We start from the raw sequence: 15247 nt of genomic DNA, 5'->3' as shown, positions 1-15247 counted from the left end.
TGCCGAAAGAGAAAAAATATTGGAGGGCTGCCCTTCCCTTGGTATGTGCGGCCTGGAAGGGAAAGCCTTTTACAGAATCAAGAAACCCGATCCACTCGGTCCTGCACGGCTTCTACCAGTAAAAGCCCCAGTTCAATCATTTGCTGAATCGCCAAGGCCAGACTGCGATGCTTATCTGGCAGGTTATCGGCAAATTCGTTGGTCATTGCGCCAGCGCCGGCAATGGTTTCGTAAGCGTTGGCGAGCAATGCATCGGTGCCGATTTCGGGACGTACGCTGAAGATTCTTACGGGTGAGTTATACGAGTCAGTACACATCTGTTGATCCTCAAGAAGGACCACCACCCAGTACTACGGAGATAGGGTGGCAGCTGTACGCAGGTTAGTAGACCGGGAAGTTTCAGAACCGGCGCGCCCGAAGACGCCCTGCGCACAGCTACCATTAGGCACAGGCAATAAGATGCCTGACCGATAGAACAGCCGTACGCCAAAACTTCACCGGGCTACTAAACCCGACCGCTGATGGGCAGCGGCTGACGAACCTTAAAGAGGTTGCCCAAGGCGTACAACCGGGACGATTCTGATGGTTGTGTAGGCAATGGAGCAAGGTTCAAATATTCAGGCCAATCCGCGCTTCAGCCTTCAGTTCCCTCCAACTGCGCAAGATCCGCAAGCAACCCCGGCCCCACCGGTTCCCATCCCAACTTCTTGCGCGTGATCGCACTGGATGCAGGCATATCGTGAGCGGTAAACCTTGCCAACCAACCAAAAAACCCCTGAGCCTCTTGCGCCGAAATGGATTTAACCGGCAACCCTAGCCGAGTCCCCAACACCTCGGCAATCTCCCGCTGCGACACACCCTCCTCCGCCACCGCGTGATACCTCGTGCCCGGCTCGGCCTTTTCAATCGCCAGCCTGTAGAGCCGAGCCACATCCAGAATATGTGCCGCCGGCCAACGGTTTTTCCCGTCGGCGATGTAAGCGCAAACGCCCTTCTCGCGATACAACTCGATCACCGGGCTAACCAGCCCCTGCCTGACGGTGTCGTGTACTTGAGGCAAACGCATCACCGACACATTCACCCCCGTCGCGGCTACAGCGTTAGCCGCTTCTTCCGACGCTGCACGAGGAATCTGCGCTGAGGTAACCACCGCACCATCCTCCGTCGCCAACTGCCCCGGCACGGTGCTCGCAATTCCGACACCGGAGGTAATGATCAGCGGTCGATCCGACCCGGCAAGTGCCTCTCCCAGCGCCTGGATAACCCGGCGGTCGTCCTCGCAGTTCGCGACGAATTTCGAGAAGTCGTGATTGAACGCCAGGTGAATCACGCCATCCGCCTGGGCAACACCAGACTTGAGGCTTCCCAGGTCCTCAAGCGACCCACGATGTACCTGAGCCCCGGCGGCCTCCAGCGCTGCCACCTTGTCATCCGAGCGGCACAACCCCAGCACCTGATGGCCCGCCGCGATCAGTTCCTTGACGACAGCCGACCCGATAAATCCGCTGGCACCCGTTATAAATATGCGCATGAACCGTATCTCCGTGTGTATTCAGAGACTAATCTGTGCGCTTGCCCTATACGGGTAAAGTAGTGAAGTTATCAGGGTATGGAGGCTAACAGGCTATGAGCGCAAACCAGTTGGGCAGCTATCTGAAAGACCGACGTACCCGGCTTGATCCGGCGGCATTCGGCTTCTCATTGGCACGACGGCGTACGCCAGGTTTGCGCCGCGAAGAGGTGGCCCAACGCGCGAACATCAGCCCTACCTGGTACACCTGGCTCGAACAGGGCCGTGGCGGCGCGCCGTCGGTGGAAGTGATGGAGCGGATTGCCCATGCGCTGATGTTGACCGATATCGAACGCGAGCATCTGTTCCTGCTGGCCTTCGGACGCCCACCCGAAGTGCGCTATCAGCAAAACGAAACGGTGACGCCACGCCTACAACGGGTACTGGATGCCTTGAACCCCAGCGCCGCGATCCTGCGTACGGCGACCTGGGATGTGGTGGCCTGGAACCAGGCGGCGACGGTGATGTTGATGGACTACGGATCCCAGGCGCCGGAACAGCGAAATATCCTGCGGTTCATGTTCCTTGATCCCAATTCCCGCGCGGCCCAATACGACTGGGAAAGCGTGGCGCGGTTTGTGTTGGGGGCTTTCAGGATTGATACGGCGCGCTCAGGCGCGGCGGAGCAGGTGCAGCCGCTGGTGGATGAACTGTGTCGACGCAGTCCTGAATTTAAGGCGATGTGGAGCGAAAACGATGTTCAGGGCGCCCATGGTGATCGCATCAAGCGGATACGCCATTCGGTGTTGGGGCCGATCGAATTTGAGTATTCGGTGTTTGCGGTCGATGGGCGCAAGGATCTGAATATGGTGGTGTACAACCCGGCGACGCCGGAGGATGCGCAGCGGATCGCATCCTTGATGGATTAAGCGCCAGCAACTGCAAGAGACTTCGACACTGCAATCGCTCGTAACAAGAGACCATTTGAATCCTTAGCCTTACTCACATCATTCTCCTGCGCCTAACCGCGCCGCGCGCACGTGCTCATGCCTATTGCCAGCAAGTATCCATATGGATACAGTGAGAATCCGTGAACTATCTAGTCCAGCAAACGCAGACCTTCATTACCTGGCATTCAGCAATACGTGATTTACGCGCAAAAATCGCCATCGCCCGGCGCATCGATCGCGCATCTGCTGGCAATCTGGGCGATATAAAGACGGTAGGCAATGGTGTCTCGGAAATGCGCGTAGATATCGGTCTGGGTTATCGAGTGTATTTCACGCAGCGAGGAAGAACCGTCATCGTCTTGCTGGCCGGTGGCGACAAATCCTCACAAGACGCCGACATCCGGCGAGCAAAAAAACTGGCAAAGGAAGTTTGATCATGAGCCAAACACTGACGACATTTGATATGGCGGCACTGCTCGACAGTGATGAAGCCATCAGCGAATACCTTTCTCAAGTTCTGGCCGACGGCGATAACGAGGAGTTCCTCAGGGCCGTCGGGTACGTGGCCAAAGCTCGCGGGATGGCGCGGGTCGCGACCGATACCGGCATGGGCCGTGAGAGTCTGTACAAGGCATTTGCCCCTGGAGCAAAGCCCCGCTTCGAAACGGTACTCAAGGTGCTTCACGCACTGGGTATCGATCTGCAAGCACAGCCGGGGCATGTCGCCAATCATTCGATTATTTGAGTGAGCAGCCCCGCTGCACCACCCACGCCAACGGCAACGTCAGCAACAACATCCCCGCCAGCACCATCACCGCCACCGGCACGCCCATCAAGTCCCCCAGCCCGCCAAACAGAACCGGCGCCAACGCGCCACCTCCGATGGTGCCGGTGTAGAACACGGCAAACGCCTGCTCTCGTTTACCTGCGCCAGCGAGATCCGGCACCGCGCCGTACAGCACCGAAGAGGTGCCATTCAACGCCAGCCCCAACACCGGCAATATCACCATCAACCCGCTCAACGGCAGGTACACCGCCGCGACGATTAACAGCGCCGTGACGGTTTCCGTCAGCCACACGGTTTTCATCATGCCGATGCATGCGCCGAGGTAGCCGCAGAGTAATTTGCCAAAGGCGCCGCCGATAAACAGCATGGTCAGCGCCAGGCCAATGCCTGCAGTGCCTGCGCCCTTGGCTTGCAGGAGAAACGGCAAAAACGTGAGAAAGCCCATGCGCACGGCACTGTCGAGTGTGCCCGTGACGATCAGCGCACGCAGGCCGCTGACGGAGCCGCTTCCTACCAGTGTCCTGGCGGTTTTCCCGGAAGTGGACGCCGCTGCCTGCGTTGGGATCAGCCACCACAGCAACCCCGCCGCAGCCAATCCCAGCACTCCAAGAAGCGTGACGCTCGCGCGCCAGCTGATGACGGTCAGCAACAGGCCGACCAGCCCGGGAACCAGGGTTTTGCCAATGTCCCCGGAGAAGTTGTATTGAGACAGCGCTTCCTTGACCCCACCACCGCTCTCGTAGGTGTCGGTGATCATCGAAGAAGCCAGCGGATGCTGGGTACTCGCCCCCAGCCCGCCCAACAGCAGCGCCAGCAACAACATGCCCAACCCGGTCGCCTGCCCCACCAACAGATAGGCAACACCGGCAAGCGCCGTGCCGCCCACCAGCATCGGCGTGCGTCCCCAGCGTTTGGCGGCGCGACTGGCCATCAGCTGAAACACCGCCATCATCCCGGAATAGGCACCGCGCAGCAGGCCGACCTGGGCGTAGGTCATGCCGAACTGCGCTTGCCAGATCGGCAGCAGCACGTAGATCACATCGGTCAGGCCATCGTGAATCGCGTGGGCGCTGCAGCCGGCGATCAACGAGCGGCGACGGGCGGAAGTCTCGGGTACCGGCAGGGCAACGGCATCGTTCATGAGGTCTTGCTCAGTTCAGGTTGGAGGGGCTTCCAGCCCGCCAGGGCGATCAGCAACGACAGTAGCTGGAAACCGATGATCAGCGCCACACACCCCACCCAACCCCAACGCCCCCAGATCAGCGCCGGGACGATGGCGCCGAAGCTGCCGCCCAGGTAATAGCAGGTGAGGTACAGGCCCACGGCACCGGCCTTGTTGTGGCGGGCGGTGGCGGTGGTGAAGGCGCTGGCGGCGGCCTGGGCGAGGAACACGCCCGTGGAGCTGAGGGCCAGGCCCAGTACGATGCACCACAGGGATGGCAGCAAGGTCAGGCCCGAGCCACAAACGCCAAGCACCGCAGCCGCCGTCAGCAGTTCGGATTGCGGGCGGGATTTGCTCAGGCGCCCGGCAACGGGAATGACCACCAGGGCCAGCAGGAACACCATGTAGATCGTGCCCAGCGCCGCCGGGCCAAGGTCGAACGGGGCCTGGCTGAGGTAAAGGCCAGCGTAGGTAAACGTCGCCACTTGGGAGAACAGCACGCAAAATCCTACGGCGTAGGCTGCCAGCAACGGCGTGCCGAGCACGTCGGCCCAGGTGGTTGAAGGTCGTGCGACTCGGGGCGGATTGCCCGGCAGCAGGAACTGGATAAATCCGCCCACCATCAGGCTCAACACTGCCAACAGTTCAAAGGCTTCGCGCCAGCCGACGTACTCGGTCATCACGCCGGTGACGAAGCGCCCGGCAAACCCGCCGAGCACGGTGCCGGCCACGTAGAGGCTGGTGACTTCGGTGACGGTGCCGCCGCGCCAGCGATCACCGATATAAGCCACGCTGGTGGCAAACACCACGGGGATCAGCATGCCTTCGATAAAGCGCCACACCAGCAGTTCGGCGAAGCTGCTGGCATAGGCAGTCATCAAAGCCGGCAACGCCAGCAACAGCGAGGCCGCCGAGATCACCGTGCGTTGCTCAAAACGCCCGGTCAGGCGGCTGACAAAGGGCGCGGTCAGCGCTACCGCCAAGGTGGTGACGGTAATGCTCCAACCGGCCGCCCTGGCGCTCACCTCAAAGTTGGCGGCAAGCGTCTGCAAAATGCTCTGGGTGGCGTAGAGGTTGAGAAACGCCGCGCAGCCACACAGGAACAGGGCAAGACGGGCACAATGCAGGCGCGGTTTCATGAAACCTCTCGTTTTATTATCTGAGGCCTTTATAGAATGACCCGCACACCTGAGACCAATACCGATTTCGAACCGATCAATACCCTGGGGCCAGGATGCTCGACCTACGCAAGCTGCGTTACTTTCTGACCGTCGCCGAAGAATTGCACTTCGGCCGAGCGGCCATTCGCCTGCACCTGGCCCAGCCGCCGTTGACCCGGCAGATTTCCGCGCTGGAGACTGAGCTGGGATTTCGCCTGTTCGACCGCACCAGTCGCACGGTTTCGCTCACTCCCCAGGGGCGCGCGTTCCTGCCCTACGCACGGGCGGTGCTGGAGCAGGTCGACCTCGCTGAAGTCATCGCGGGCAAACTGGCGGCGGGTGCCGCCGGGCAACTGGCGCTGGGTTACGTCAGTTCGATAGCCCTGTCGGACTTGTTCAGCCAGGCGATTCAAGCCTTCGCCCAACGCTTTCCCGATGTGCAACTGACGCTGGTGGAATGCGCCTCCGGCAGCCTGGGCGCACAGGTGGCTGATGGCCGCCTGGATATCGGCCTGAGCCGGTTACTGCCCCAGGACGGTCAGACTGAGGTGCAAGCGTTGTCGTTGGGTGAGGAGCGGCTGGTGGCGGCGGTGTCCAGCGACAGCCCGTTGGCCAACCAGGCCGAGGTCAGCCTGGCGCAGTTGAGTGGGTACCCGTTGATTTTGTTCCCAGCCGATTATGGCTCGGGGCTTAACCAGTCCATTGAGCAGCTTTATCGGCACAAAGGTTTGCCACTAAGGGCCGGGCCGTCGGGACGGCAAATTACCTCGATCATTGCACTGGTGGCGGCGGGACAAGGTGTGGCGCTGGTGCCGGAATGTACGCAGAGTTTGATGAACAAGGGCGTGACGTATCGGCCGTTGGTGGACGCGGAAGCGTATGCACGGCTGCTCGTTCTTACGCGTAGCGGCGCAAGCAGCTTGATGGTCACGGCATTTCTCACGGTAATTGATGAGTTGCTGCAGGCTCGTCAGAAAGCCTGATTGTTCTCTCGAAAAACCTCGCAATACCTCCGTCGGGCACCGTCCCCATGCGCTCATACACTGCATACAGCCCCTACAGAAACACCGGTCATCGACCGCTGGTAGGTAGAGTGTTGATAATTTATTTTCAGTAGTTATAGTCTCCACCAACACACACCACAAGGAGGTGCTGTGGACAGCCGATATTTGATAGGTCACATCGTTGCGGATGGCTGGTATCTGGTGCGAATCAGAGGCAGCCATCATCATTTCAAGCACCCGACAAAGCCGGGGCTCGTGACGATTCCCCATCCTAAAAAGGACCTGCTGGACAAGACCGCAAAGAGCATTTTGAAACAAGCTCTGCTCAGCTAACACGTTCGTTGAGGACAACAAACATGCTGTACCCAATCGCAATTTCAACCGGTGACGAGGACCATGCCTGGGGTGTGGAAGTCCCGGATATTCCCGGTTGCTTCTCAGCTGGAGATGATCTGGACGACGCCATGGCCATGGCCCGCGAAGCGATCGAAGGCCACTTCGAGATCCTCGCAGAAGACGGTGCGCCCATTCCTACAGCACAGAAAGTCACCCTCCATGCCGCCAACCCGCAATATGCCGGCTGCACGTGGGCGGTGGTGGATATTGATGTGACCAAGTACCTGGGCAAGGCACAGAAACTCAATATCACGTTGCCCGGCTATCTGCTGAACCGCATTGACGAATACGTCCTGCATCATCCGGAAGAAAAAAGCCGTTCGGGCTTTCTTGCGTCTGCTGCCCTCAAGGTATTGCAACAAGACCGGTAACAGCACTTCAAGGAACCGCGCAATGCTCCCTCCCTCACACCGCACGCCCAGCCCCGTACTGCGCAAGGTACTGGGCTGGGTGCTGATCGCTCCTCTGCTGCTCTCGTTCCTCAGGCTGCCCTTTGCGCTGGGACTCGTGTTGGTGCTGGCGTCCATCACGGCCTCCGTTTATGGCGCCCGGTTTGCCCAACTGCATGCCAGTCGGCGTGTAACCGTATTTGCCGTGATCATCACGCTGCTCAACATCGCTTCATTTTTTGTCATTGGCACGGCATCGGTACTCAAGGCGCTGTACTGGTTCTCGTGGTTTTATTGGTATCCGTATTACGCCGATTGGGTTTACTGGAACTTCTAAGTCGTTCGCGAATTCGACCGCAAGAAACGTAGTTCCACCCTGGGCCGGCCCATCTACAGTAGAGCCATACCCACTCAAGGAGCCCGACCATGTCCTACGAATACAAATACATGCCCTCCCCCGTCGGCCAACTGACCCTCGTGGCCCGTGACGGAAAACTCACCGCCATCCTCTGGGAAAAAGAGCGGCCCAATCGCGTTCGCCTGGGTGCCCTGCAAGAAGCCAGCAACAGCCCGGTACTGCTGGAGACCGAGCGACAGTTGAAGGAGTACTTCGCCGGTGCCCGCAATCGTTTCGAGCTGGAACTGGACTTCGCCGGCACCGACTTCCAGAAGAAAGTCTGGCAGGCGCTGTTGACCATCCCGTTCGGAGAGACCCGCAGCTACAGCCAGATCGCTGCGCAGATAGGCAACCCCAAGGCCGTGCGTGCCGTCGGCGCCGCCAACGGGCGCAATCCGATTTCGATTGTTGCGCCGTGCCATCGGGTGATTGGTGCGTCGGGTGGCTTGACCGGGTTCGCCGGCGGGCTTGAGGCCAAGCAGTATCTGCTGGCGCTGGAGGATCACGGCTGACCCCCAGCAGGAAAACGTACAACTTTGTTCAGATCCTCAATTGTAAAAAGAAATTTCAGAGCGCGCCTGCGGTCAGTATTTTCATCACCCACCCTTATAGGAAAACGGTCATGAAATTCTCCGCCATCTCACAATCCCTGTCCCGCTGGGCAGGCAGCGCCCGCACGTTCTACGCGGCGGTGGGATTGATCCTCCTGTGGAGTCTGAGCGGGCCCTATTTCCACTACAACGACACGTGGCAGCTGATCATCAACACCTCCACCACCATCATCACCTTCCTGATGGTGTTCCTGATCCAGAACACGCAAAACCGCGACAACGATATTTTGCATATCAAGATTGACGAGTTGCTGCGCGCCACCAAAGATGCACAAAACGCCGTATTGAGCCTGGACGGCCTGGACCGCAAGGAACTGGAGAAACTGCGCAAGGAGTACAAGACCATCGGCGACAGCGAAACCATCACTGTGACGACCTTGGTTACCGAAACAACGGATGACAATGGCCGGTCCAAGACGGACCTGAACCAGGCATAAAAAAACGGCGGCTGGATCACTCCAGCCACCGTTTTTCATGGGGTACTCAAGGCAATCAACCGTCGCCCTGGTGACCCTTACCGTACGTCGACGCCAGCGCCCGGGCTTTCTCCAGGCGCTCTTCCAACTTGGGCAAGGTCTCATCCACCAAAGCCTTTATTTCCGGGATATCGGACTCGGCGCCCTCCTGCTTGAACAAGGCGATCGCGTCTTCGTTGGCCTTGATCTGCTGGGCGGTGTAGGCGGCGTCAAAGGAGTCGCCGTCCTTGAGCTCGGGCATCAGCGATTCGGCCTTGTCGACAATCTTGTCCCGTGGGGCCACCGGCAAGTCGAGCTTCTTGGCGATGGCCGCCAGGTGCTGATTGGCCAGGGTGCGTTCATTGATGACTTCGATGGTGTAGTCCTTGATCTCCTGGGACGAAGTCTTGGCGTGTGCCATGCGGCTGGTCTCGATATCGGCCATGCCCTTGGCCGAAGCCTGCTCGATGAAATCGGCAGGCGACTGGGCGAAAGCATTGCTGGCGCCGAGGCCCAGCAGCATCGCGAAACTGGCGGTGCGTAACCGGATAGCCATGCGGCTCATGATGGGTTCCTCCAGGTAATAAACAGGTGCAGGGAAACGAGCCCCGCTCTGAATCTGAATTTTCAGGGCGGCAAAGGTTTAGAAAAAACTTGTTAGTGCGACGAACGGTCGTCAGGGCTTACTGAGGAGCAGTCCTGACGAACGGGACACAAAGATGCAACGGTGACAATGTAGTATGTTGTATTACACATCACTACATCGAGGCACTTATGTCGGTCATGTCATTACGTCTACCTGAAGACATCTCCGAAACACTCGCCAGCCTTGCCAAGGCCACCGGGCGCAGCAAATCGTTCCTCGCCGTCGATGCGTTACGCGAATACCTGACGCGTGAAGCATGGCAAATCGAGGAAATTCAAAAGGCGTTGAAAGAAGCCGATGCGGGTGACTTTGCAACTGCCGCCGAAGTAGACGCAGTGGCAAACAAATGGCGTGCCAATGCGCGTTGAGTAGCTGAAGGCAGCACTCAAAAATCTTGATGATGAAGCAGCTTTCATCGCCCAGGAAAACCCCAAAGCGGCTTATGAGTTTGTTCAGGCCATCCGGACGGGGCTTGAGCATGTTGCTGAGTTTCCGGCGATGGGTCGAGAAGGACGCGTTCCTGGTACACGTGAGTGGGTGATGCCACGCTGGCCCTATCTCGTGCCATATCGTATTCGCGAGGGACGGTTACAGGTTCTTCGAATATTTCACACACGGCGCCAACCACCGAACAGTTGGTAACGCCGATCAACCCTGTATCACAACCTGCACCTGCCCATTCAACCACTGCAACGCCGCGTCCCCACCCCGCCGCGAATGCCACGCCAGCACAAACGCAAACGACGGAATGTGAAACGGCGGCGGCACCGCCAACAACTGTTCGTGATCAATGTTCAGCAGCCCGCGAGACGACACGGTAAGAATCAGGTCCGTGCCCTGGATCAACTGCGGCGCAACACCCCAATGAGGCAAGCTGATAGACACGTGCCGGCGCTCACGAATCGCCGTCAGCGCCCGTTCGATTTCCGGGGTGCCGCTGCCACGCATTTCCAGCAATACGTGGGGCCGCGCCAGATAGGTGGGCAGGTCGAGTACACCGCTTGCCGGCAGGCTGTCACGGTCCACCAGGCACACGTAATGCTCTTCAAACAGCGGCGTGCTGCGCAGTTCGGCAGGCATGTCGGGAAACACCCCGGCCGCCAGGTCGATATCGCCATTGAGCACACCGTCAAGCATGCCTTCGCGACTGGCCTGGATAATCTGCAAATCAATCCCCGGCGCTTCCCGGCGCAAGGTGCGCACCAGCCCCGGCAAGAAAATCGCCGCACTGTAGTCCGACATGGCGACCCGGAAGGTGCGCTTGGCCGACGCCGGATCAAAACGATTGGGCTCCAGCAGCGCCTGTACCTGGGCCAGCGCTTCCGCCAGCGGCATGGCCAGTTCCAGAGCACGAGCAGTGGGCACCAGCGAGCTGCCCTGGCGCACCAGCAACGCGTCTCCGAGCAAATCCCGCAACCGCGCCAGCGCGTGGCTCACCGCCGGCTGGCTCAGGTGCAGGCGCTCGGCGGCACGGGTCACGTGTTGCTCGCTGAGCAAGGCGTCAAGGATCACCAGCAGGTTAAGGTCGATGCGTCGTAGATCATTCATCAGCTGCATGTTCTGCATAAGAACTTGGAATTTAAATTTGCGCGACGAATAGCCTAGAGTCCAGCAAAACCTCTGGGAGATTGATCATGACGACGTTGCATTGGGTAGGTTTGTTGCTGTTGGCCGCGTTTGCCGGGGCAGTGGTGCCGTTTCAAAGCGCGATCAACGCCAACCTGGGACGCGGCCTGGGGCATCCGCTGTGGGCCACCCTGGCCTCGCTGCTGGTGAGCATCATCGTGCTGCTGCCGGTGATCCTGGCCCTGCGCCTGCCGCTTCCCAACCTGGGTTTTATCACCAAGGCGCCGCTGTGGATGTGGAGCGGCGGCGCGTTCGGCGTGTGCTTCATTTCGCTGGCGTTGATCCTGATGCCCAAGCTCGGCGCCTCGGGGTTTATCGCCCTGGCGATGGCCGGGCAAATCGTCGCCTCGTTGATGCTGGACCACTTCGGCTTGTTCGGGCTGGTGGAACGCCAATTGACCGCGCCCCGGTTGATCGGGGCGCTGATGTTGATTGGCGGTGTGGCCCTGATTCAATTCAGTGCCGCACCCACCCGCTCGCTGGTGACCGCCGGCTGATCAGCGCTTGTCGAGGGTGCGCAGCTTCTGAGGCAAGCCCCACAGCAACAGCGCCGCCGCCAGCAACGCACACACGCCGATGACATACAGCGCCGGCGTGGTGCTGCCGGTGAGGTCCTTGATCCGGCCGACCATCACCGGGCTGACGATGCCGCCGAACTGGCCCAACGTGTTGATCACCGCGATCCCGCCAGCAGCGCCCGCGCCGGCACCGGCCAACAACTTCGGCGGCAGCGTCCAGAACGTCGGGATCGAAGCGATGATCCCCGCGCCCAGCAAGCTCAGGGCGACGATCAGGAACGTGGTGTGATCGGCAAAGATCCCGGCACAGAAGAACCCCACCGCCCCCAGCGCCACCAGGCCGCTGACGAACTTGCGACGTTCGCCGGTGGCGTCGGACAAGCGTCCGATCACCACCATGCTGATGGCACCGCAGACGTAGGGAATCGCCGTCAGCAAGCCGATCATCACCGGGTTCTGGGTGCCGGCGCTGCGGATCAGTTGCGGCGCCCAGAAGTTCAACCCGTAGGACGCCACCTGGATCAGGAAGTAGATAAAACCCAGCATCAGGAAGCCTGGGATACGCAATGCAGCCAGCAACGAGCCACCGCTCTTGTGGGGTTCATGCACGGCAATGCGACTGGCCAGCAACGTTTTCTCCGGCGGGGTCAGCCAGTGGGCATCCTCGATACGATCCTTGAGCAGCTTGAGCACCAGGAACCCCAGGCCCACACAGGGCAAGCCACCGAGCAAGAACAACCAGTGCCAGCCGCGCATTTGCAGCACACCGTCGAGGTGTTCCAGCACCAGCCCGGAGAACGGCGCGCCCACCAGCCCGGCAAACGCCGACGCCAGGAACAGCATCGAGGTGATACGCCCACGGTAGTGCTGCGGGAACCACAACGTCAGGTAATACAGCACCCCCGGAGCAAACCCCGCCTCCATCGCACCGATGATGAAACGCAGCACGTAGAACTGCCATTCGGCCGTGACGAACACCATAGCGGCCGTCGCCAGCCCCCACGACATCATGATGCGAGCGATCCAGCGGCGGGCGCCGACCTTGTACAGCATCATGTTGCTCGGCACTTCAAAGATCACATAGCCCACCACAAACAGCCCGGCGCCGAGACCATAGGCGGTGTCACTCAGGCTCAGATCGGCCTGTAGCTGGAACTTGGCGAAGCTGATGTTGATGCGGTCAAAAAACGCGAACAGATAGCAGACCATGATCAGCGGCATCAGGCGCCAGGCGACCTTGCTGACCAGGGCTTTTTCGGCATCGTGTTCAGCGGCCGGGCGCACGCCGGCCTCCAACGTATTAAGGCTCATCGATTCTCTCCAGCGGACTGCTCGCAGGCGTCCGATTGTTTTTGTTGTCTGGTTACGGCTTACAAGGTGGCGATGTAGGCCGGTGGCGGATGCAGGTCGCAATTGCGCCCGGCCTTGGCCACCTGGCCCGGCAATTCGTGGCCCAGCAAGGCTGGCAATTGCCGCGACATTTTCAGCAGGTGCGGCAGGTCGATGCCGGTGTGGATCCCGACTTCATCACACAGGTTGACCAGGTCTTCAGTGCAGATATTGCCCGACGCGCCGGGCGCAAACGGGCAACCGCCGAGGCCGCCCAATGCCGCATCAAACCGTCGCGCACCGGCCTCGTAGGCGGCCAGCACATTGCACAAACCCAGGCCGCGAGTGTTGTGGAAATGCAGGGTCAGGTCGCTCGCCGGAACACGTTCGAGCACGCGCTTGACCAGGCGCTCGACCTGACGCGGATTGGCCATGCCGGTGGTGTCGGCCAGGCTGATGCCCTGGATGCCCAGCTCCCGGTAGGCGTCGACCAATTGCAGCACGCGGTCCTCATCGATCTTGCCCTCGAACGGGCAACCAAAAGTGGTAGCGATGCTGCCGTTGAGGCGCACCGGGTGCTCGGCAGCAAAGCTCACGATATCGCCGAACGCCGCCAACGAGGCTTCGCAACGCATGCGCATATTCGCCAGGTTGTGGGTCTGGCTGGCGGACATCACCAGGTTCAACTCATCGGCCCGGGACTCGATGGCACGCTGGGCACCCTTGAGGTTGGGGATCAACGCCACGTAGATGACCCCGGGGCGACGAGTGATGCCCTGGAACACCTGTTCCCCATCGCGCAAGGCGGGAATGGCCTTGGGCGACACGAACGAGCCGGCTTCGATCCGGGAAAACCCGGCCATGGACAGTTGATCGATCAACGCGATCTTGTCGACAGTCTCGACCCAGGTCGGCTCGATTTGCAGGCCGTCACGGGGCGAGACTTCCTGCACGATCAGCGCATCGGAATAGTTTTTCATTGCACCACTCCCGAGGATTTCAGGCGTTGAATATCGGCGCCGCTCAGGCCCAGGTCGCCGAGGATTGAATCAGTGTGCTGGCCCAGGCTCGGGCCCTGCCAATTCACCGCGCCGGGGGTTTCCGACAGTTTGGGCACGATACCGGGCATCTTCACCGTGAAGCCGCCGGGCAGGTCGGCGCTGAGCAGCATGTCGCGGGCCTGGTAGTGCGGATCGGCGACGATATCGGCCACTGAATAGATGCGCCCCGCCGGTACTTCGGCGGCTTCCAGGGCACTGAGCACCTGGTCGATGGGCAGGCTGCTGGTCCAGTGGGTGATGGCGGCGTCCAGCAGGCCGCTCTTGGCAGCGCGGCCATCGTTGTGGGCAAACTCCGGCGCTTCGGCCAGGTCGGCGCGGCCGATGGCGAGCATCAGGCGCTTGTAGATCGGGTCGCTGTTGCCGGCGATCACCACATAGGCGCCATCGGCGGTCAGGTAGGTGTTGGACGGTGCAATGCCGGGCAAGGCGCCGCCACTGCGTTCACGCACATGGCCAAGCATGTCGTATTCCGGCACCAGGCTTTCCATCAGGTTGAACACGCTTTCGGCCAGGGACACGTCGACAATCTGGCCGTCGCCCTGGCCGGTCTTGACCCGCAGCAGCGACATCAGCGCGCCGATCACACCGTGCAGCGACGCCAGGGAATCACCGAGGCTCACGCCGACCCGCGCCGGTGGTGAATCCGGGTTGCCAGTGGTGTAGCGAATCCCGCCCATGGCCTCGCCGATGGCACCGAAGCCCGGGCGGTCGCGGTAAGGGCCGGTCTGGCCGTAGCCGGAGATGCGCACCAGGGTCAGCTTGGGGTTGAGGGCGTGCAGCACGTCCCAGCCCAGGCCGAGTTTTTCCAGGCCGCCGGGGCGCAGGTTTTCGATCAGCACGTCGGCATCGCCCAGCAATTGCTTGACCAGGTCCAGGCCTTCTGCCGACTTGAGGTCCAGGGCCAGGGACTTTTTGTTACGCGATTGCAGGTACCACCACAGCGACGTACCTTCGTGAAGCTTTCGCCATTTGCGAAGCGGATCGCCCTGCCCCATGGCTTCGATCTTGATCACCTCGGCGCCAAACTCGGCCATCAGCCGGGCGGCGAAGGGCGCGGCAATCAGGGTGCCGATCTCGATCACCTTGATACCGCTCAGGGGAGCCGTCATGGGGTGTACCTCTTGTTCTTGGAATGTGGGGCCAAGGCTAGAGGACGCAGGCAGTAGAAATCCAACCGTCAGTTGGCAACGAGCGTTCGCCAAATGCGAACGCTTGAGTAAGGACTGGTTGTGGCGAGGGCCCTCGC

The 15247-nt window shown here is 60.4% G+C and carries 21 protein-coding genes; 12 read left to right on the top strand and 9 right to left on the bottom strand.

Features of this window, described 5'->3' with window-relative positions; all coding sequences use genetic code 11:
• Nucleotides 1-77: 77 nt before the first annotated feature.
• Entirely contained in the window at nucleotides 78-317 is a 240-nt protein-coding gene (locus tag C0058_RS07140) for a DUF6124 family protein (protein ID WP_003212057.1), read from the bottom strand.
• A 317-nt stretch (nucleotides 318-634) separates the two neighbouring features.
• The gene (locus tag C0058_RS07135; RefSeq protein WP_102368283.1) at nucleotides 635-1531 is read right to left on the bottom strand and encodes an SDR family oxidoreductase; all 897 of its coding nucleotides are present in this window, start codon (nucleotides 1529-1531) and stop codon (nucleotides 635-637) included.
• 95 nt (nucleotides 1532-1626) lie between these two features.
• Here C0058_RS07135 and C0058_RS07130 point away from each other — a divergent pair, with 95 nt between their 5' ends.
• The 3 genes from C0058_RS07130 (at nucleotide 1627) to C0058_RS07120 (ending at nucleotide 3205) form a co-directional block, all read left to right on the top strand.
• Entirely contained in the window at nucleotides 1627-2439 is an 813-nt protein-coding gene (locus tag C0058_RS07130) for a helix-turn-helix transcriptional regulator (RefSeq protein ID WP_102368282.1), read from the top strand.
• A gap of 161 nt (nucleotides 2440-2600) precedes the next feature.
• The gene (locus tag C0058_RS07125) at nucleotides 2601-2894 is read left to right on the top strand and encodes a type II toxin-antitoxin system RelE/ParE family toxin (RefSeq protein ID WP_063032679.1); all 294 of its coding nucleotides are present in this window, start codon (nucleotides 2601-2603) and stop codon (nucleotides 2892-2894) included.
• A 2-nt stretch (nucleotides 2895-2896) separates the two neighbouring features.
• On the top strand, nucleotides 2897-3205 hold the full coding sequence (locus C0058_RS07120; protein WP_003212064.1) for an addiction module antidote protein: 309 nt from the start codon (nucleotides 2897-2899) through the stop codon (nucleotides 3203-3205).
• Here the strand turns inward: C0058_RS07120 and C0058_RS07115 are convergent.
• Both C0058_RS07115 and C0058_RS07110 read right to left on the bottom strand, forming a co-directional pair.
• Nucleotides 3198-4388 carry an MFS transporter gene (locus C0058_RS07115; protein WP_102368281.1) on the bottom strand — a complete coding sequence of 397 codons (1191 nt, stop codon included), beginning with the start codon at nucleotides 4386-4388 and terminating at the stop codon, nucleotides 3198-3200. The genes C0058_RS07120 and C0058_RS07115 overlap by 8 nt on opposite strands.
• Entirely contained in the window at nucleotides 4385-5548 is a 1164-nt protein-coding gene (locus tag C0058_RS07110) for an MFS transporter (protein ID WP_102368280.1), read from the bottom strand. The genes C0058_RS07115 and C0058_RS07110 overlap by 4 nt, the downstream gene beginning before the upstream one ends.
• Before the next feature lie 95 nt (nucleotides 5549-5643).
• Between C0058_RS07110 and C0058_RS07105 the strand changes: the two genes are divergently transcribed.
• From C0058_RS07105 to C0058_RS07080, 6 genes are all read left to right on the top strand, one after another.
• A complete protein-coding gene (locus tag C0058_RS07105; protein WP_087692622.1) occupies nucleotides 5644-6552 on the top strand; it encodes a LysR family transcriptional regulator in 909 nt (302 codons plus the stop codon).
• 171 nt (nucleotides 6553-6723) lie between these two features.
• Nucleotides 6724-6906 (top strand): type II toxin-antitoxin system HicA family toxin, encoded by a 183-nt coding sequence (locus tag C0058_RS07100; protein ID WP_003189411.1) that lies wholly within the window; start codon nucleotides 6724-6726, stop codon nucleotides 6904-6906.
• Nucleotides 6907-6929: 23 nt separating this feature from the next.
• The gene (locus C0058_RS07095) at nucleotides 6930-7340 is read left to right on the top strand and encodes a type II toxin-antitoxin system HicB family antitoxin (RefSeq protein ID WP_003212074.1); all 411 of its coding nucleotides are present in this window, start codon (nucleotides 6930-6932) and stop codon (nucleotides 7338-7340) included.
• 22 nt (nucleotides 7341-7362) lie between these two features.
• Nucleotides 7363-7695 (top strand): hypothetical protein, encoded by a 333-nt coding sequence (locus tag C0058_RS07090; RefSeq protein ID WP_003212076.1) that lies wholly within the window; start codon nucleotides 7363-7365, stop codon nucleotides 7693-7695.
• Between the two features lie 89 nt (nucleotides 7696-7784).
• Nucleotides 7785-8267, top strand: a complete 483-nt coding sequence (locus C0058_RS07085; RefSeq protein ID WP_003212078.1) for a methylated-DNA--[protein]-cysteine S-methyltransferase — start codon at nucleotides 7785-7787, stop codon at nucleotides 8265-8267.
• A 110-nt stretch (nucleotides 8268-8377) separates the two neighbouring features.
• The gene (locus C0058_RS07080; protein WP_003212079.1) at nucleotides 8378-8803 is read left to right on the top strand and encodes a low affinity iron permease family protein; all 426 of its coding nucleotides are present in this window, start codon (nucleotides 8378-8380) and stop codon (nucleotides 8801-8803) included.
• Between the two features lie 55 nt (nucleotides 8804-8858).
• Here C0058_RS07080 and C0058_RS07075 read toward each other — a convergent pair whose 3' ends face one another.
• Nucleotides 8859-9386, bottom strand: a complete 528-nt coding sequence (locus C0058_RS07075; protein WP_003212082.1) for a DUF4142 domain-containing protein — start codon at nucleotides 9384-9386, stop codon at nucleotides 8859-8861.
• A gap of 209 nt (nucleotides 9387-9595) precedes the next feature.
• Here C0058_RS07075 and C0058_RS07070 point away from each other — a divergent pair, with 209 nt between their 5' ends.
• Nucleotides 9596-9835 (top strand): CopG family ribbon-helix-helix protein, encoded by a 240-nt coding sequence (locus C0058_RS07070; RefSeq protein WP_008437804.1) that lies wholly within the window; start codon nucleotides 9596-9598, stop codon nucleotides 9833-9835.
• A gap of 4 nt (nucleotides 9836-9839) precedes the next feature.
• On the top strand, nucleotides 9840-10109 hold the full coding sequence (locus C0058_RS07065) for a type II toxin-antitoxin system RelE/ParE family toxin (protein WP_256579624.1): 270 nt from the start codon (nucleotides 9840-9842) through the stop codon (nucleotides 10107-10109).
• A gap of 6 nt (nucleotides 10110-10115) precedes the next feature.
• Here the strand turns inward: C0058_RS07065 and C0058_RS07060 are convergent, their stop codons facing one another.
• Nucleotides 10116-11033 (bottom strand): LysR family transcriptional regulator, encoded by a 918-nt coding sequence (locus C0058_RS07060; protein WP_008437802.1) that lies wholly within the window; start codon nucleotides 11031-11033, stop codon nucleotides 10116-10118.
• A 68-nt stretch (nucleotides 11034-11101) separates the two neighbouring features.
• Between C0058_RS07060 and C0058_RS07055 the strand changes: the two genes are divergently transcribed.
• Nucleotides 11102-11590 (top strand): DMT family transporter, encoded by a 489-nt coding sequence (locus C0058_RS07055; RefSeq protein WP_003212086.1) that lies wholly within the window; start codon nucleotides 11102-11104, stop codon nucleotides 11588-11590.
• On the opposite strand, the gene C0058_RS07050 is transcribed toward C0058_RS07055, so the two are convergent.
• From C0058_RS07050 to C0058_RS07040, 3 genes are read right to left on the bottom strand one after another with little or no spacing between them, the layout of a single operon-like run.
• Nucleotides 11591-12922 carry an MFS transporter gene (locus C0058_RS07050; protein ID WP_102368279.1) on the bottom strand — a complete coding sequence of 444 codons (1332 nt, stop codon included), beginning with the start codon at nucleotides 12920-12922 and terminating at the stop codon, nucleotides 11591-11593. It lies immediately after the preceding gene.
• A gap of 59 nt (nucleotides 12923-12981) precedes the next feature.
• Complete coding sequence (locus tag C0058_RS07045; protein WP_087692625.1) at nucleotides 12982-13920, bottom strand: hydroxymethylglutaryl-CoA lyase; 939 nt, start codon at nucleotides 13918-13920, stop codon at nucleotides 12982-12984.
• Nucleotides 13917-15110 (bottom strand): CaiB/BaiF CoA-transferase family protein, encoded by a 1194-nt coding sequence (locus C0058_RS07040; RefSeq protein ID WP_102368278.1) that lies wholly within the window; start codon nucleotides 15108-15110, stop codon nucleotides 13917-13919. Before C0058_RS07040 ends, C0058_RS07045 begins: the two co-directional genes overlap by 4 nt.
• Nucleotides 15111-15247 lie beyond the last annotated feature (137 nt).

Source organism: Pseudomonas sp. NC02 (assembly GCF_002874965.1).
Taxonomy (GTDB): Bacteria; Pseudomonadota; Gammaproteobacteria; order Pseudomonadales; family Pseudomonadaceae; genus Aquipseudomonas.
Note: the sequence above shows the minus strand (reverse complement) of the source record. Positions and strands in the feature narration are given on the sequence as shown.

What these genes read in the sequence shown, in the direction of transcription:
- C0058_RS07120 (WP_003212064.1), top strand. Translation starts at nt 2,897, where the DNA reads ATGAGCCAAACACTGACGACATTTGATATGGCGGCACTGCTCGACAGT.
- C0058_RS07070 (WP_008437804.1), top strand. Translation starts at nt 9,596, where the DNA reads ATGTCGGTCATGTCATTACGTCTACCTGAAGACATCTCCGAAACACTC.
- C0058_RS07105 (WP_087692622.1), top strand. Translation starts at nt 5,644, where the DNA reads ATGCTCGACCTACGCAAGCTGCGTTACTTTCTGACCGTCGCCGAAGAA.
- C0058_RS07090 (WP_003212076.1), top strand. Translation starts at nt 7,363, where the DNA reads ATGCTCCCTCCCTCACACCGCACGCCCAGCCCCGTACTGCGCAAGGTA.
- C0058_RS07095 (WP_003212074.1), top strand. Translation starts at nt 6,930, where the DNA reads ATGCTGTACCCAATCGCAATTTCAACCGGTGACGAGGACCATGCCTGG.
- C0058_RS07045 (WP_087692625.1), bottom strand. Translation starts at nt 13,920, where the DNA reads ATGAAAAACTATTCCGATGCGCTGATCGTGCAGGAAGTCTCGCCCCGT.
- C0058_RS07115 (WP_102368281.1), bottom strand. Translation starts at nt 4,388, where the DNA reads ATGAACGATGCCGTTGCCCTGCCGGTACCCGAGACTTCCGCCCGTCGC.
- C0058_RS07080 (WP_003212079.1), top strand. Translation starts at nt 8,378, where the DNA reads ATGAAATTCTCCGCCATCTCACAATCCCTGTCCCGCTGGGCAGGCAGC.
- C0058_RS07085 (WP_003212078.1), top strand. Translation starts at nt 7,785, where the DNA reads ATGTCCTACGAATACAAATACATGCCCTCCCCCGTCGGCCAACTGACC.
- C0058_RS07135 (WP_102368283.1), bottom strand. Translation starts at nt 1,531, where the DNA reads ATGCGCATATTTATAACGGGTGCCAGCGGATTTATCGGGTCGGCTGTC.
- C0058_RS07075 (WP_003212082.1), bottom strand. Translation starts at nt 9,386, where the DNA reads ATGAGCCGCATGGCTATCCGGTTACGCACCGCCAGTTTCGCGATGCTG.
- C0058_RS07055 (WP_003212086.1), top strand. Translation starts at nt 11,102, where the DNA reads ATGACGACGTTGCATTGGGTAGGTTTGTTGCTGTTGGCCGCGTTTGCC.
- C0058_RS07060 (WP_008437802.1), bottom strand. Translation starts at nt 11,033, where the DNA reads ATGCAGAACATGCAGCTGATGAATGATCTACGACGCATCGACCTTAAC.
- C0058_RS07050 (WP_102368279.1), bottom strand. Translation starts at nt 12,922, where the DNA reads ATGAGCCTTAATACGTTGGAGGCCGGCGTGCGCCCGGCCGCTGAACAC.
- C0058_RS07130 (WP_102368282.1), top strand. Translation starts at nt 1,627, where the DNA reads ATGAGCGCAAACCAGTTGGGCAGCTATCTGAAAGACCGACGTACCCGG.
- C0058_RS07040 (WP_102368278.1), bottom strand. Translation starts at nt 15,110, where the DNA reads ATGACGGCTCCCCTGAGCGGTATCAAGGTGATCGAGATCGGCACCCTG.
- C0058_RS07140 (WP_003212057.1), bottom strand. Translation starts at nt 317, where the DNA reads ATGTGTACTGACTCGTATAACTCACCCGTAAGAATCTTCAGCGTACGT.
- C0058_RS07110 (WP_102368280.1), bottom strand. Translation starts at nt 5,548, where the DNA reads ATGAAACCGCGCCTGCATTGTGCCCGTCTTGCCCTGTTCCTGTGTGGC.